Source organism: Mesorhizobium jarvisii (assembly GCF_003601985.1).
GTDB lineage: Bacteria > Pseudomonadota > Alphaproteobacteria > Rhizobiales > Rhizobiaceae > Mesorhizobium > Mesorhizobium jarvisii.
Map to the genome: position 1 here is coordinate 321,740 of NZ_QZXA01000003.1, position 15,192 is coordinate 336,931.

Genomic DNA, 15,192 nt, shown 5'->3' on the forward strand with positions numbered 1-15,192 from the left:
GTTGTTGCCTGGGCGCTTGAGGCGCCGCGGTACTCAAGACGTGACCGCAGGATGTGAAGCCTGCCGCATCGTGGTGAAGATAAGCTTAATGCGCCGTACAACCGATGGCTGTCCCAGAGCGGTTCCTGGAATTGCTCTGGGTCAGGTGATGTGCCGGAGCAGGCCGAAAAGCCGCTCGAACGTCTTGCCGTAGGGCGGGCGCAGCAGGGCGCCGGCGCTCAGGCGCGACTGCAGGAAAACCGGCTTCTCCTTGCTGAAGGTGCGGAACCCCCATTCGCCGTGATAGGCGCCCATGCCGCTGGCGCCGACGCCGCCGAAAGGCTGGTTCTCCTGCACCAGATGCAGCATGCAGTCGTTGATGGTGACGCCGCCCGCGGCGGTCTCGCGCAGGATGCGCTGGCGGTTGGTGCTGTCCTTGCCGAACCAGTAGAGCGCCAACGGCCGGTCGGCCTGGTTCACATGGCTGATCGCCTCGTCGATGGCGGCGTATTCGACGATCGGCAGCACCGGACCGAAAATCTCCTCGCGCATCAGCCGCAAATCCGGGCCGGCATTGCTGACCAGGGTCGGCAAAAGCTTGCGGCTCGTGGCGCCGAAGTCTTCGCCGGCCGGGTTGATTTCGACGACATCGGCACCGGCATCGCGGGCTTCCGCGATCATGGCGCGCAGGCGTTGAAAATGGCGGTCGCTGATGATGGCGGTGTAGTCGGGGTTGTCGCGCAAGGTGGGATAGAGCCGCGCCACCGCCTCAGCGAGCTTGGCGGCGACCGTGCCGGCCTGTCCCTTGGGCACCAGCAGATAGTCCGGCGCGATGCAGGTCTGCCCGGCATTGAGCAGCTTGCCATAGGCGATGCTGGCCGTTGCCGCATCGAGATCGCAGGAGGGATCGAAGATCGCCGGCGACTTGCCGCCGAGTTCGAGCGTGACCGGGGTCAGGTTGGCGGCGGCGGCGACCGCGACCTGTCGGCCGACCGCGGTCGAGCCGGTGAACAGCAGGTGATCGAACGGCATCGAGACGAAAGCCTTGCCCATCTCGGCATCGCCGGTGATGACGCTCAACTCGTCGGGCGAAAAATGTTCGCTGGCCAGTCCGGCGAGCAGCGCCGAGAAGGCCGGCGTCAGTTCGGACGGCTTGACCAGCACGCGGTTGCCGGCGGCGAGCGCTGCCGTGACCGGCGCGACGGCAAGCTGGAAGGGGTAATTCCACGGCGAGACGATACCGACGACACCAAGCGGTTGCGGCAGGAGGCGATTGCGGCCCGGCAGGAACGGCAAGGTGGTGGCGATACGACGCTCGCGCATCCAGCCGCTCAGATGAGACAGTGTGTGGCGGATGCCGGCGCGCACGACAAACAGTTCTGCAAGGCGCGTCTCATGCGCCGAGCGGCCGCCGAAGTCGGCGTCGATCGCGGCGCAAATGTCGGCCTCATGCCGCTCGGTCAGGGCCAACAGGCGCTTCAGGCGGTCTTTCCGAACACTTAGATCCGGAAAGGGCTGCTTTTCGAAGGCGGCGCGTTGCAGCTGGAACCGTTCGCCCAGGACATCCTGTCTCACCTGCAGCATCGCGCCCTCCCTGGCTCGTCCGACCAAGCTTACATCCTGGCGCGTGAAGGAATCCAGCAGGGTGCGGGTGTCGCAGGGGAAGGTGTGCCTTCGCCAGCCGCTGCCAATCAGTCCGCCGTCAACATGGGATGACTGTTCCGGTTGTGTTCCGAGGGCGGCTGCGCTACTCCAAAGCGTCACGCGGAGAGCATCTTGATCGATTCCCACATCCTCTCCCATCCCCGAAAAATCGCTTCCCGTCCGGTGTCCGCCTGATGTCGGCACAGTCAGCGAGTGTTCGGGCGGAGGATCCCAAGCAGCGCGTCCTGAAGGACGTGTTCGGCTTCGACGATTTCCGCCCCGGCCAGGCAGATGTCATGGACGCGCTGCTCGGCGGGCGCCATGTGCTGGCCGTCATGCCGACGGGTGCGGGCAAATCGGTCTGCTACCAGGTGCCGGCGCTGGTCATGGGTGGGCTCACCCTGGTCGTGTCGCCGCTGGTGGCGCTGATGCAGGATCAGGTCGCGGCCTTGCGGCTGGCGGGCGTTGGCGCCGATACGATCAATTCCTCGCTCGACCGGGAGGCCAATGTCGCCGCCTGGCGACGCGTGGCATCAGGCCAGACGCGGCTGCTCTATCTGGCGCCGGAACGGCTGATGACCGAGCGCATGCTCGAGGCGCTTTCCAGGCTCGAAATCAGCCTGATCGCCATCGACGAGGCGCATTGCATCTCGCAATGGGGTCCGGCGTTCCGGCCTGAGTATGAGGATTTGTCGCGCCTGCGCCACATCTTCCCCAACGTGCCGATCATCGCGGTGACGGCGACGGCGGACGAGAGCACGCGCAGCGATATCGAGGCGCGGCTGTTCGCCGAGCGGGTCGAAACGCTGGTGCTGGGTTTCGACCGGCCAAACATCAAGCTCGCGATCGAATCCAAACAGGACAGCAAGCGGCAATTGCTGCGTTTCATCGAGCGTCACCCGGGCAAGAGCGGCATCGTCTACTGCCTTTCGCGCAAGAAGACGGAGGAGATGGCGGCCTTCCTCGAGAAGAACGGCGTCACCGCGCTCGCCTATCACGCCGGCATGAGCAAGGACGCGCGCGAGGCCAATCAGAACGCCTTCATGACGCTGTCCGGCGTCGTCATGGTGGCAACCATCGCCTTCGGCATGGGCATCGACAAGCCCGACGTCGCCTATGTCTTCCACACCGACATGCCGGGCAGCCTGGAGGCCTATTATCAGGAGATCGGCCGTGCCGGCCGTGACGGGCGCAAGGCCGAGGCGCATATGCTGTATGGGCTTGGCGACATCCGCATGCGGCGGCTGTTCATCGACGACGAGGATGCTGCGGTCGAGCACAAGAAGCGCGCGCATCGCCGGCTCGACACCCTGATCGGCTATTGCGAGACTGCGCAGTGCCGCCGCCAGGTGCTGCTTGGCTATTTCGGAGAAGAAGCCGAGCCCTGCGGCAATTGTGACAACTGCCTCGAGCTGGTGCCGCGCGCCGATGGCGGCGCGGAAGCACGCATCATCCTGGCCGCGGTCGCGCAGAGCGGCGAGCGCTTCGGCGCCGCCCATGTCATCGATATCCTGCTCGGCCATGAGACCGAGAAGATCGTGGCCCGCGGTCACCAGAAGCTTGCCAGCTTCGGCAGCGGCGCGGCGCACAAGAAGGATCTCTGGCAATCGCTGATCCGGCAGCTCGTCGCCGGCGGTTTCCTCGAGCCGGATCCGAGCGGTCATGGCGGCCTCGCCATCGCCGAGAAAGGCCATGCGCTCGGCCGTGGCGAGATCCCGTTCCACTATCGTGTCGAGATGCGCAGCCGCGCCTTGCGCAAGATGCGAGCCGCGGAGGGTTCGGGTGCCGAAGGCGTCGATGCTTCGCTGCTGGCGACGCTCAAATCCCTGCGGCTGCGCCTCGCCAAGGAACGCCAGGTGCCGGCCTATGTGGTGTTCTCCGACCGCACGCTGATCGACATGGCCGAACGCCGCCCGCGCGACCTCGACGCCTTTGCCGAGGTCAATGGCGTGGGAGGGGCCAAGCTCAAGGAGTTCGGGGAGATTTTTCTGAAGGCGATTGCCGCGCACCGGTCCGAAGGATCGGTCTGAAAGCCCTAACCAGATCCTGCAGCAATCGTCACATCTGGATCGACGCCATCGACGGTCAGGCGGGCGTTTGCCCCTCAATTCGCCTTCCGCACATCGCGCCCAAAAAGCTAGATCAACCCGCCGCTACCGTGAATGAGCGGCGGGATTTTGTGTTGGAACTTTAGTTAGAAAGCGGCCCAGCATCGTGTTAGCTAAAATACAAGGAATCAAACCAGCGTGAATGCTTTGACGGCTTGCGCAAAGCAACCAACCCCTCCGCCGCTCGTTGACCTAAGCTGGGATGATCCCTGGCCACCTCTTGGCCCGCCCTTGGTCCCCATTCCGGGCGGGCTCTTTTTGCCTATTGGGCGCCAGCATTTCGATGCCGGGCAAGAACGCATCCTCAGCTCGTCCCCTGCTTTTTCGAGGAAGGTCGCCGCCGTGCAGTTGCCGGGGAGACCAAATACCTTCGTCGCGACCGCTCGACCTCGCGTCGCAATAAAAGTTTCGGAACTATTTTAGTGTATGCTAATTGAATCGCGATTGTCGCGGCCAGTTTATGCGTTTCGCCACAAGATTTCGGGAGGAATGAAAAAGGTGAGCGGCAAACCCGATGATCCACCAATCGAACGACGCTCACTTCCCCGGGCGGCCGTTCTAAAGGATGGAACCATCATCACGGAGGATACGACGATCGCTTGCTCCGTCAGAAATCAGCACGCTCATGGTGCGGAGCTACGGGTGGAGCCGGGCGTGGTTGTTCCCGAGCGGTTCGTCCTGTACGTCCCTGCGGATGGTGTCGAATATCGTGCGGTGGTGCGATGGAGGAAGAACGAGCGGCTTGGCGTACAGATCCATTGAAACAGGACGCCATTGACTAATCGGACGACGGAACCCAGGCAACTGGCCGAATTTATCGCGTCATCAGCACTCGCGGAGTGCGCGATCCTCGATGCGATTGGTCATTGGTGGCGGAGAGGGAGGGATTCGAACCCCCGATGGGCTTGCACCCATGCCGCATTTCGAGTGCGGTGCATTCGACCACTCTGCCACCTCTCCGCGGTCATGGTCGGCCGTTGCCGGCGCGGCGCACTAGATAACGGCTGAACGGGCAGGTTACAAGGCCAAATCCACCGATATTTGGCTTGTCATCCGGCCTGCCGGGCAAGCAGCTGAAACAGGGCAGGTCTTTGCGGTCGAACCCACGCGGTTTCACGGGCCAACCACGCATACCCGCCGCCAGGTGAAGGCAACGCCGGTCGGTCAAGTCGACATGCCTGGTCTTTGCCGGCCAATGACCTCCCCGGCAACGGCTGTTGCCTTGACTCCCACGCAACCTTCGGTTAGGGACAGCGCGCAATCGGCGTGGAGGGTTCTTCCGCGCCGCTTGTTTTTTGAACCCGCAGACTGACAAAAAGACGGCCGAACCGCCTCAGGCGGTTCATCGAGGCCGACCGAACAGCGAAAGGCAAAAAATGTTCGCAGTCATTAAAACGGGCGGTAAGCAGTATCGCGTTGCCGCCAACGATCTCCTGAAGATCGAAAAAGTCGAAGCCAATGTCGGCGATATCGTCGAGATCGGCCACGTGCTCGCGCATGGCGAGGGCGAGAATGTGACGTTCGGTGCGCCGTTCGTCGATGGCGCTCTGGTCACCGCCGAAGTCGTCGAGCAGGGCAAGAACCGCACGGTCATCGCTTTCAAGAAGCGCCGCCGTCAGAATTCGCGCCGCAAGATCGGCCATCGCCAGCTTTTGACCACCGTGCGGATCTCCGAGATCCTGCTGGGTGGCGCGAAGCCCGCCAAGAAGGCCGCCGTGAAGGCGGAAGCCAAGGCCGAGGTTGCTGCCGAGGCTGCGCCGAAGGAGGCCAAGGCCAAGAAGGAAGCTGCCCCCAAGGCAGACGTGACGGCCGAGACCGCCGCCGCGCCGCTGTTCAAGGCGCCGAAGGGCGAGCCGGACGACCTGACCGTGATCAAGGGCATCGGCCCGGTCGCCGCCAAGGATCTCAACGAGCAGGGCATCATCACCTTCGCGCAGCTCGCCAAGCTGACCGACAAGGATGTCGCCAAGATCGACGAGCACATGCCGTTCAGCGCCGACCAGATCAAGGACTGGCGCGAACAGGCCAAGGAACTGGCGAAGAAGTAATTTTTCCGGCGAAACATCCGCCGGATCGGACTTGAAACGGAACGCGAACGCGTTCATAAGGCCTTTTAGGCGCCTTGCGGCGCAACGGAGTTAGTTAGATGGCACACAAGAAAGCTGGCGGCTCGTCGCGCAACGGTCGCGACTCGCATTCCAAGCGTCTGGGCGTGAAGAAGTTCGGCGGCGAAGCCGTCATCCCGGGCAACATCATCATTCGTCAACGCGGCACCACCTGGCATCCCGGCGTCAATGTCGGCATGGGCACGGACCATACCCTTTTTGCGCTCGAATCCGGCGCAGTCACCTTCAACAAAAAAGCCAACGGCCGAACCTACGTATCGGTCAACCCGATTACCAAAGCCGCGGAGTAGCCGGTTCCGCACTAGAACACCGGCGCCCATCTCGGGAACCGGTGTCTGGCAACGCCAGGAAAAGGATCAGGGGAGATGGGTTTCCATCTCCCCTTTTTTCTTGCCTGGAGGACTAAAATGGTTGCCGAAGCGGAAGACTCAGAAGACGAAAGTTACGCGATAGACTGCCCGGTGCTGGTCACCGAGCGGCTGGTGATGCGGGCGCCGCGCGAGAGCGACATCGCGCAACTGGTCGAGCTTGCCGACAACCGTCATGTCGCCGAAATGCTGGCGCGCATGCCGCACCCCTATGGCGAGACCGAGGCCCGCGCTTTCCTGGCCATGACACGGTCGCGCCGCGCCGGCATCGCCTATGCCTTGACGCTGGCCGGCACCGACACTTTCGTCGGCTGCGCGGGGCTCAACACCACCGATCGCGGGCTTGAGCTCGGCTACTGGATCGGCGAACCCTACTGGAAGCGCGGCTATGCGACGGAAGCCGCCCACGCGCTGGTCGACCTCGCCTTCCAGAAGACATCGGTCCAGGTGCTGCATGCCTCGACGCGGGTCATCAATCCGGCCTCGCGCCGGGTGATCCACAAGTGCGGCTTCCAGTATGCCGGCCAGGGCATGCTGAACTCGATCGTCGCCGGCCAGGTGCCTGTCGAGCGCTACAGGCTCGACAGGAAGACGTGGATCAGCCTGCGCAACTGGGTGCATTTTTGATGGATGGCGCTTTGATGGATGGCGCCGGGCAAGCCAATGGCCGATGACAGCAACGATATTGAAACGATCGCGATCGCGCCGATAACGCCGGGTCGCATCGAAAGCTTTCATCGCGCGCTTGATCTCGTTGCGCGTGAGCGGAAGTACCTGTCCTTCCTCGAGGCGCCGCCACTCGACCAAACCCGGCGATTCGTGTTGGACCGTATCGTGGCCGGCGATCCAGGTTTCGTCGCCGTTGTTCACGGCGAGGTGGTCGGCTGGTGCGATATCTCACGCCATGACCGGCTCATCCATGCGCATCGCGGCAGCCTCGGAATGGGGATTGTTGCCTCCCATCGCGGGCGTGGCCTCGGACTGCGGCTTATCAATGCCACCCTGGCGCAGGCACGCAAGGTCGGCTTTGCCCGCGTCGAGCTGTCCGTACATGCCGACAATGCCCGTGCAATCGCCCTTTACGACAAGGTGGGGTTTGTCAGGGAGGGCGTGCAGCGCGACGCTATCCGTATCGACGGGCGCTACGGCGATACGATCATGATGGCGATCGTTGAACGCGAAAACGCAGCCGGATGAGGTGCGTCAGCCCAGTTCGGCCCACACCGGCAGGTGGTCCGAACCGGTTGCCTTGTGGTCGACCCACAGGCGCTTCAGCGATCTGGCAAGCGAGGCGCTGGTGAAGACGTAGTCGATGCGCTTGTGGCGGCTGGTGTTCGCCGGGTCCTTGGGGTCGACCCAACTGGCGAGATCGTCGCCGGCGACGTTGAGGCGCACGGCGGCGTCGACGGCGAAGTCGGCGGTCAGCGGCATACCGAACTGGTGATCCGGCCGGCCGGCCAGTTCGACATATTCGGGCGAGCCTGCCAGCATGTTGAAATCGCCCATGGCGACAAAGGCCTCGGGGTGCGGCAATTCCGGCAGTCCGATCTCGGCGACGCCGGACAGCGCGCCGCCTTCGAGCGCGTAGTTCAAAAGGCGCCGGCGCAGGAACTGGATCTGGCTCGCGCGTTCGACCGGGCTGCGGTGATCGAGATGGATGGAATAGAAGCGTATAAAGCCAAGCGGCGTCTCGATCAGCGCTTCCAGCGCGCCGCGCTGGAAGTTCATCATCTCGAAGCTGCGGCTGCGCGGCAAAAGCAGGTTGCGCGACAGATGAATGGGCGTCTTCGACAGCATCATGTTGCCGAGCTGGAAGGTTGTGGTGATGGCGCGGCCGTTGTCGATGCGCGAGCCGATATTGGCCTCGAAATTGCTGCCATAGACGGCGAAATAGTCCGGCAGCGCCTCGCCGATCTCGGCGACCATGTCGCGCCCGCCGTTCCTCGGATTGTTGCGGGTGACCTCCTGCAGCGCGATCACATCGGCGCCGCGCACCGCGTCGGCAATGCGCGCGACATCGTATTGCCCATCAAGGCCGATGCCGTACTGGATGTTGTAGGTTACAAGCTTCATGCCAACATGTCTCCGGCCGACCCCAAGCGGCCATTGTCACAAAACGGTCTCGCCCTTGACCGCGCCTTGGTTTAGAGCAAGGCCCAAGGTTTAGAGCAATGCCGCAAGGCCAATAAAAGAAACTGCAATCCCATGAAATTTCTCGATCAAGCCAAGGTCTATGTCCGCTCGGGTGACGGGGGCGCCGGTTCGGTGTCGTTCCGGCGCGAGAAATTCATCGAATTCGGCGGGCCGGATGGCGGCGATGGCGGCCGCGGCGGCGATGTCTGGCTGGAAGCGGTCGATGGCCTGAACACGCTGATCGACTATCGCTACCAGCAGCATTTCAAGGCCAAGACCGGCGTCCACGGCATGGGCCGCAACATGACCGGCGCAAAGGGCGCCGACGTGACGCTGAAGGTGCCGGCGGGAACGCAGGTGTTCGAGGAAGACAATGAGACGCTGATCTGCGACCTCACCGTGGTCGGCCAGCGCTTCCTGCTCGCCAAGGGCGGCAATGGCGGCTTCGGCAACCAACATTTCAAGACCTCGACCAACCAGGCGCCGCGCCGCGCCAATCCCGGCCTTCCCGGCGAGGAGCTTAACATCTGGCTGCGGTTGAAGCTGATCGCCGATGCCGGGCTGGTCGGACTGCCCAATGCCGGCAAGTCGACTTTCCTGGCGGCGGTCACCGCGGCGAAGCCGAAGATCGCCGATTATCCGTTCACGACGCTGCATCCCGGCCTCGGCGTCGCCCGCATCGACGCGCGCGAATTCGTCATCGCCGACATTCCGGGCCTCATCGAGGGCGCGCATGAGGGCGTTGGCATCGGCGACCGTTTCCTCGGCCATGTCGAGCGCACGCGCGTGCTGCTGCATTTGGTTTCGGCGCAGGAGGAAAACCCGGGCAAGGCCTACAAGACCGTGCGGGCCGAGCTCGATGCCTATGGCAATGGCCTGACCGAAAAGGTCGAGATCCTGGCGCTCAGCCAGGTCGACACGCTCGATGCCGATGAGCGCAAGAAGAAGGTCGCCTCGCTGAAGCGCGCCGCCGGCCGCGCGCCGATGCTTTTGTCCGCCGTCACCGGCGAAGGTGTCGAGGCCGTTCTGCGGGCGCTGATGACGGTGATTGCCGAGGCGCGCGCGGAGGCCGCGCCCATGGTCGAGACGCGCTGGGAAAAGTAAGACCATGCAGTCGCTGAAAAAATACCGGCGCATCACCGTCAAGATCGGCTCGGCGCTGCTCGTCGACCGCGCGAGCGGCCTGAAGCGCGACTGGCTGGACTCGCTCGCCGACGACATCACGGTGCTTGCCCAGGGCGGCGCCGAAATCCTCGTCGTCTCCTCTGGCGCCATCGCGCTTGGCCGAACGATCTTGGGCCTTGGCAAGCGCGCCTTGAAGCTCGAGGAGAGCCAGGCGGCCGCCGCCGTCGGGCAGATTGCGCTCGCCGGCGCCTGGTCGGATGCGCTCGGCAAGGGCGCCCTGAAGTCGGGCCAGATTCTTCTGACCCTTGGCGACACCGAGGAGCGCCGCCGCTATCTCAATGCGCGCGCGACGATCTCGACGCTGCTCAAGATGAAGGCGGTGCCGGTCATCAACGAGAACGACACGGTCGCCACGTCCGAAATCCGCTATGGCGACAATGACCGGCTGGCCGCGCGCGTTGCCACCATGATGGGCGCCGACCTTCTGGTGCTGCTCTCCGACATTGACGGGCTCTACACCGCACCGCCGGTGCGCGATCCGCAAGCCAAGTTCATTCCGGTGGTCGACCGCATTACGCCGGACATCGAGGCGATGGCGGGGGCTGCCGCCTCCGAACTGTCGCGCGGCGGCATGCGCACCAAGCTCGATGCCGGCAAGATCGCCACCGCCGCCGGCACCGCGATGATCATCACCTCGGGCACGCGGCTGTCGCCGCTGATGGCGATCGAGCGCGGCGAACGCGCCACCTTCTTCCGGCCGAGCGCCAATCCGGTCAAGGGCTACAAGACCTGGATCGCCGGCCAGCTCGAACCGGCCGGCCGGCTGACGGTCGATGCCGGCGCCGTCGGTGCGCTCGCATCGGGCAAATCGCTGCTGCCGGCCGGCGTCAAACTGGTCAGCGGCAATTTCTCGCGCGGCGATACGGTTGCGATCCTGTCGCCAGAGGGCCGCGAGATCGCGCGCGGGCTGGTTGCCTATGATGCCGCCGATGCCGTAAGGATCGCAGGCCTGAAGACGGCCGAGATCGAAACCGTGCTCGGTTACGAAGCGCGTTCGGCGATGATCCACCGCGATGATCTCGTGGTGAGTCACGCGGGAGGCGACATAAGCGGAGGATGAGCCATGCTGAAGCTGCATGAAAAATCCGGGGATGACACCGTGGCGTTGATGGCCGATATCGGCCGCCGCGCCCGTGCCGCCGCCCGACCGCTGGCCATCGCCACCACCGCCGCCAAGAATGCCGCGCTGCTTGCCATGGCGGACGCGATCGTCGCCCGCGAGCAGGACATTCTCGACGCCAATGCCATCGACATCTCGAATGGTGAGGAGTCAGGGCTTTCCGCCTCCTTCATGGACCGGCTGAAACTCAATCCCGCGCGCATCCGCGCGGTGGCCGACGGCATTCGCGAAATCGCCGAACTCAAGGATCCGGTCGGTGACGTGATCGCCGCCTGGGAACGGCCGAACGGCCTGCGGATCGAGCGCGTGCGCACGCCGCTCGGCGTCGTCGGCGTCATCTATGAGAGCCGCCCGAACGTGACGGCGGATGCCGGTGCGCTCTGCCTCAAGGCCGGCAATCCGGTGATCCTGCGCGGCGGTTCGGATTCGCTCAATTCGTCCGCTGCCATCCATGCCTGCCTGGTCGAGGGCCTGAAGGCCGCCGGCCTGCCGGAAGACGCCATCCAACTGGTGCCGACCACCGACCGCGCCGCTGTCGGCGAGATGCTGAAGGGGCTAGGCGGTGCGCTCGACGTCATCATCCCGCGCGGCGGCAAAAGCCTGGTCGGGCGGGTGCAGAGCGAGGCGCGGGTGCCGGTCTTCGCCCATCTCGAAGGCATCTGTCACCTCTACATCGACCGCTCCGCCGATCTCGACATGGCGGTCAGGATCGCCGTCAACGCCAAGATGCGGCGCACCGGGGTCTGCGGCGCCGCCGAAACGCTGCTGGTCGACCGCGCTGTGGCGTCCACGCATCTGGTACCGATCCTCGATGCGCTGCGCGCCGCCGGCTGCGAGATCCATGCCGATCAAGAAGTGCTGAAGGTGTTTTTCGACGCCAAGCCGGCGACCGATGCCGACTGGGTGACCGAATATCTCGACGCCATCATCGCGGTGAAGCTGGTCGACGGCATCAGTGGCGCGATCGAGCATATCGAGACCTTCTCCTCGCATCACACAGAGGCGATCATCGCCGAGGACGCGAAGGCCGTGGAACGGTTCTTCAACGAGATCGATTCGGCGATCCTGCTGCACAATGCCTCGACCCAGTTCGCCGATGGCGGCGAGTTCGGCATGGGCGCCGAGATCGGCATCGCCACCGGCAAGATGCATGCGCGCGGGCCGGTCGGTGTCGAGCAGCTGACCTCGTTCAAATATCGCGTGCGCGGGTCGGGACAGGTGAGGCCTTGATTTTATTTTGCCACTAGAGCGTGAACCGTTGCGCCCAGGCACCCCCCTCTGTCCTACCGGACATCTCCCCCGCAAGGGGGGAGATCGGCTGGAATTTCCGGTTTCGCCAATCATCAGCGTTGCAGGATTTGCTCCTGCAGTCGAACTGCTAATCTCCCCCCTTGCGGGGGAGATGGCCGGCAGGCCAGCGGGGGGTGGCTAGCGCGATGCCATCCTCTTCCCCCCAGGCTGCCCCCTCCGCCTACCTGAAGATGCCGCATGCCGAAAAAGGTCTCGCCGTCGGCCTGTTCGGCGGCTCGTTCAATCCGCCGCATGCCGGCCATGCCCTCGTCGCCGAGATCGCGCTGAGGCGCCTGGCGCTCGACCAGCTTTGGTGGATGGTGACGCCGGGCAATCCTCTGAAGAGCACGCGCGAATTGGCGCCGCTGGCCGAGCGGCTGCAACTGTCGGAGCAGATCGCCAAGAACCCGAAGATCAAGGTCACCGCCTTCGAGGCGGCGCATCATGTGCGCTATACCGCCGACACGCTGGCGCTGGTCAAGGCGCGCAACCCGGGTGTCGACTTCGTCTGGATCATGGGCGCGGACAGTCTGCGCGATTTCCATCGCTGGCAGCGCTGGCGCGAGATCGTGCTGACGTTCCCCATCGCGGTCATCGACCGGCCGGGCGCGACGCTGTCGTTCCTGTCGTCGGTCGTCGCCAAGACCTTCGACTATGCCCGCATCGATGAAGGCGACGCGCCGCTGCTCGCCCGCATGAAGGCGCCGGCCTGGACCTTCATCCACGGCCCGCGCTCGTCGCTGTCGTCGAGCGCGATCCGCAAGATGGCGAAGGGGTAGGACCTGCACGGTCTTCCTTTCTCCCAGGGGAGAAGGGAAGACCGCCGATGTCGTTTTTGCAGGGGCTTTTCGCTGCCGCATAGGCGATCTTGTCTGAACATGACCACTCCCGTGAAGCACAATACCAAAATCGATCCGGTGCATGGCAGTGCGCCGACGCCGCTGATCGCGATCGCCAGTGTCATCGTGTCGATGGCGCTGATCGCCATCGGCAACGGGCTGATGTTTGCCTACATCCCGGTGCGGCTCGGCGTCGAGGGCTTCGATCCGACCTGGGCCGGGCTGATCGTCACCGGCCTGTCGGCCGGCGGTCTTGCCGGCTGCATCCTGACCGGGCCGCTGGTGCGCAGGGTCGGCCATGCCCGCGCCTTCATGGTGCTGTCGGCGCTGATCGCGCTTTCCAACGCGGCCATCGGTGCCGGTCCGCACCCCGTGCTGTGGATCGGCGCGCGCGCCCTCTACGGCTTTGCCATATGCGGCCTGTTCATCGTCGCGCAGAGCTGGCTGAACGATGCCGTGGCCAACGCCATACGCGGCCGGGTGATGGCCTTTTTCTACGTCGCCTATGTCGCCGGGCTCGGTGTCGGCTATGCGACGCTGGCGCTGGTCGACATCAAGACCGCGGACGCGCCCTTGATCGGCATTGCCTTCACCGCCTTGTCGATCCTGCCCGTCGGCATGACGCGGCTGGCGCAGCCGCCGGCGCCGCAGGCCGCCTCGGTGGCGCTGGGCCGGGCCTGGCGGATTTCACCGGTCGGCGTTGCCGGCATGCTGGCGGTCGGTGGCCTGTCCATGTCGATTTCCGGTTTCGCGCCGATCCATGCCACGGCCAAGGGCTATAGCCAGGCCGATGTGGCATTGCTGCTTTCGGTGATGCCGCTCGGCACGCTGATCCTGCAGCTTCCCTTCGGCTGGATATCCGACCGCACCGATCGCCGCTACGTGCTGATCGGGGCATCCGCGCTGGCCGCGGTGGCCGGCATGTTCGCGCTCGGTTTCGACGGCGGCGCGCTGCCGGCGCTGCTGGTGATCTATGTCTTGTGGGACGGCGCCTCGGAATCGATCTATTCGCTGTCCAGCGCGCATGCCGCCGACCGCGCCGGCAAGGACGACATGGTGGCGCTGTCCAGCTCGCTCCTGTTTGCCTGGTCGCTGGCCGGGTTCGTGGTGCCGGGCATCGTGACGGCGCTGTCGGCCGTCTTCGGCACGCAGGCCTTCATCTATGTGGCCGTTGTCATCGCCTGCGCCTTCTGCCTGTTCGTGCTGTTGCGCGTGTTCACCACACAGGCCGTGCCTGCCACCGAGACCGGCAGCTTCGCACCGATGACGGCGCAGGCGCCGCTGCCGGTCGAACTCGCTTATGCGCCGGACGAGATTGCAGGCCGGACCAAGGACTGAAGGTTGTTGCTCTTCGCAAGGCCTTAGGGAAACCGCTCCGGGCGCCCCGCAATCGCCTATTGTGTGCGGGCCTCCGGCGCCGGCGCTTCCGGTGGCGGCAGTGGGATGGAGATGCCCTCGCTGTCGAAAGCCTGCTTTGCACGCTTCGTCATGTCGATATTCGTGGAGAAGTAGTCGGCCGCCGAAGTCCAATAGCGCAAGGTAAGCAAAACGGTCGTATCGCCGAGGCTGGCCACGAAGGCGATCGGCGCCGGTTCACGACGGATGCGCTTTTCGGCGCCGGCAAGGGCAAGCAATGTCTTCTGGGCGCCGTCGATGTCGTTCCACGAACCGATGCTCAAGCTGATGTCGCTGCGGCGCACCCCATTGCGCGAAAAATTGCGCACCGGCTGGTTCCACAGCGTCGAATTGGGCGCCAGTATGTAGACGCCGTCGGCGGTCCTGAGCCTGGTGGCGAACAGGCCGATTTCCTCGATCGAACCTGAAATGGCGCCGACCTCGACGGATTCGCCGATGCGGAACGGCCGCAGCGCCAGAAGCATGATGCCGGCGGCGATGTTCTGCAGCGTGCCTTGCAGCGCCAAGCCGATGGCCAGGCCGATGGCGCCGATCGCGGCGATGATCGAGGCGGTCTGCACGCCGAACTGGCCGAGCACCATGATGACGACCAGGATCAGGATGGCGTACCGGACGATCTTGGAAAAGAAATGCCGCAGCGTCGCGTCGAAACCGTGGATATGGCCGAGGCCGGCAAAGATCGAACGCTCGGCGAGGCCGGCGACGATGTAGCCGACCACCAGCAGGATGATGGCGCCGATGGCCGAGAAGGAATAGGAAACGATCAGCGTACTGAGCTGCGCCAGGCCGGCCTGGACGGTAAGAAGGGTGTTTTGCGGGTCGATCGGCATGGCGGGATTCCGGTTGGTCGGTCAGCCGATAACCCATGCCAGACGCCTGGGTTCCGCTTTTTTTTGCCTCCCTCTGGAACAAGCGGGCAACCGGCGAGTTCGCGTGAGTTGGGGCTGCGTCTTGAAACTGTCAGGGAACTCTGCCTATCTAAGT

The 15,192-nt window shown here is 64.4% G+C and carries 14 protein-coding genes and 1 tRNA gene; 11 read left to right on the top strand and 4 right to left on the bottom strand.

Features of this window, described 5'->3' with window-relative positions; all coding sequences use genetic code 11:
• Positions 1–141 precede the first annotated feature (141 nt).
• A complete protein-coding gene (locus tag D3242_RS09105; protein ID WP_064981307.1) occupies positions 142–1,563 on the bottom strand; it encodes a coniferyl aldehyde dehydrogenase in 1,422 nt (473 codons plus the stop codon).
• A gap of 254 nt (positions 1,564–1,817) precedes the next feature.
• Here D3242_RS09105 and recQ point away from each other — a divergent pair, with 254 nt between their 5' ends.
• Both recQ and D3242_RS09115 read left to right on the top strand, forming a co-directional pair.
• Positions 1,818–3,653 carry a DNA helicase RecQ gene (recQ, locus tag D3242_RS09110; protein WP_064981305.1) on the top strand — a complete coding sequence of 612 codons (1,836 nt, stop codon included), beginning with the start codon at positions 1,818–1,820 and terminating at the stop codon, positions 3,651–3,653.
• Between the two features lie 567 nt (positions 3,654–4,220).
• Entirely contained in the window at positions 4,221–4,493 is a 273-nt protein-coding gene (locus tag D3242_RS09115) for a PilZ domain-containing protein (RefSeq protein ID WP_223217844.1), read from the top strand.
• A gap of 108 nt (positions 4,494–4,601) precedes the next feature.
• On the opposite strand, the gene D3242_RS09120 is transcribed toward D3242_RS09115, so the two are convergent.
• A tRNA-Ser gene (locus D3242_RS09120) sits at positions 4,602–4,691 on the bottom strand.
• 416 nt (positions 4,692–5,107) lie between these two features.
• Here D3242_RS09120 and D3242_RS09125 point away from each other — a divergent pair.
• From D3242_RS09125 to D3242_RS09140, 4 genes are all read left to right on the top strand, one after another.
• Entirely contained in the window at positions 5,108–5,779 is a 672-nt protein-coding gene (locus tag D3242_RS09125; protein ID WP_010912121.1) for a 50S ribosomal protein L21, read from the top strand.
• A 98-nt stretch (positions 5,780–5,877) separates the two neighbouring features.
• On the top strand, positions 5,878–6,147 hold the full coding sequence (rpmA, locus tag D3242_RS09130) for a 50S ribosomal protein L27 (protein ID WP_010912120.1): 270 nt from the start codon (positions 5,878–5,880) through the stop codon (positions 6,145–6,147).
• Between the two features lie 117 nt (positions 6,148–6,264).
• The gene (locus D3242_RS09135; protein WP_032932124.1) at positions 6,265–6,852 is read left to right on the top strand and encodes a GNAT family N-acetyltransferase; all 588 of its coding nucleotides are present in this window, start codon (positions 6,265–6,267) and stop codon (positions 6,850–6,852) included.
• Positions 6,853–6,888: 36 nt separating this feature from the next.
• Positions 6,889–7,422: a GNAT family N-acetyltransferase gene (locus D3242_RS09140; protein ID WP_064981725.1), complete on the top strand. Its 534-nt coding sequence runs from the start codon at positions 6,889–6,891 to the stop codon at positions 7,420–7,422.
• A 6-nt stretch (positions 7,423–7,428) separates the two neighbouring features.
• On the opposite strand, the gene D3242_RS09145 is transcribed toward D3242_RS09140, so the two are convergent.
• A complete protein-coding gene (locus D3242_RS09145; RefSeq protein ID WP_064981303.1) occupies positions 7,429–8,298 on the bottom strand; it encodes an endonuclease/exonuclease/phosphatase family protein in 870 nt (289 codons plus the stop codon).
• A 132-nt stretch (positions 8,299–8,430) separates the two neighbouring features.
• Between D3242_RS09145 and obgE the strand changes: the two genes are divergently transcribed.
• From obgE to D3242_RS09175, 5 genes are all read left to right on the top strand, one after another.
• Positions 8,431–9,462, top strand: coding sequence for a GTPase ObgE (gene obgE / locus D3242_RS09150; RefSeq protein WP_019861827.1), 1,032 nt, complete (start codon positions 8,431–8,433; stop codon positions 9,460–9,462).
• A gap of 4 nt (positions 9,463–9,466) precedes the next feature.
• Positions 9,467–10,603: a glutamate 5-kinase gene (proB, locus tag D3242_RS09155; RefSeq protein WP_064981302.1), complete on the top strand. Its 1,137-nt coding sequence runs from the start codon at positions 9,467–9,469 to the stop codon at positions 10,601–10,603.
• A gap of 3 nt (positions 10,604–10,606) precedes the next feature.
• Positions 10,607–11,893: a glutamate-5-semialdehyde dehydrogenase gene (locus D3242_RS09160; RefSeq protein ID WP_064981300.1), complete on the top strand. Its 1,287-nt coding sequence runs from the start codon at positions 10,607–10,609 to the stop codon at positions 11,891–11,893.
• Positions 11,894–12,144: 251 nt separating this feature from the next.
• Positions 12,145–12,732 carry a nicotinate-nucleotide adenylyltransferase gene (locus D3242_RS09170; RefSeq protein WP_019861821.1) on the top strand — a complete coding sequence of 196 codons (588 nt, stop codon included), beginning with the start codon at positions 12,145–12,147 and terminating at the stop codon, positions 12,730–12,732.
• 99 nt (positions 12,733–12,831) lie between these two features.
• Positions 12,832–14,130, top strand: coding sequence for an MFS transporter (locus D3242_RS09175; protein WP_019861820.1), 1,299 nt, complete (start codon positions 12,832–12,834; stop codon positions 14,128–14,130).
• 56 nt (positions 14,131–14,186) lie between these two features.
• Here the strand turns inward: D3242_RS09175 and D3242_RS09180 are convergent, their stop codons facing one another.
• A complete protein-coding gene (locus D3242_RS09180) occupies positions 14,187–15,038 on the bottom strand; it encodes a mechanosensitive ion channel family protein (RefSeq protein WP_064981299.1) in 852 nt (283 codons plus the stop codon).
• Positions 15,039–15,192 lie beyond the last annotated feature (154 nt).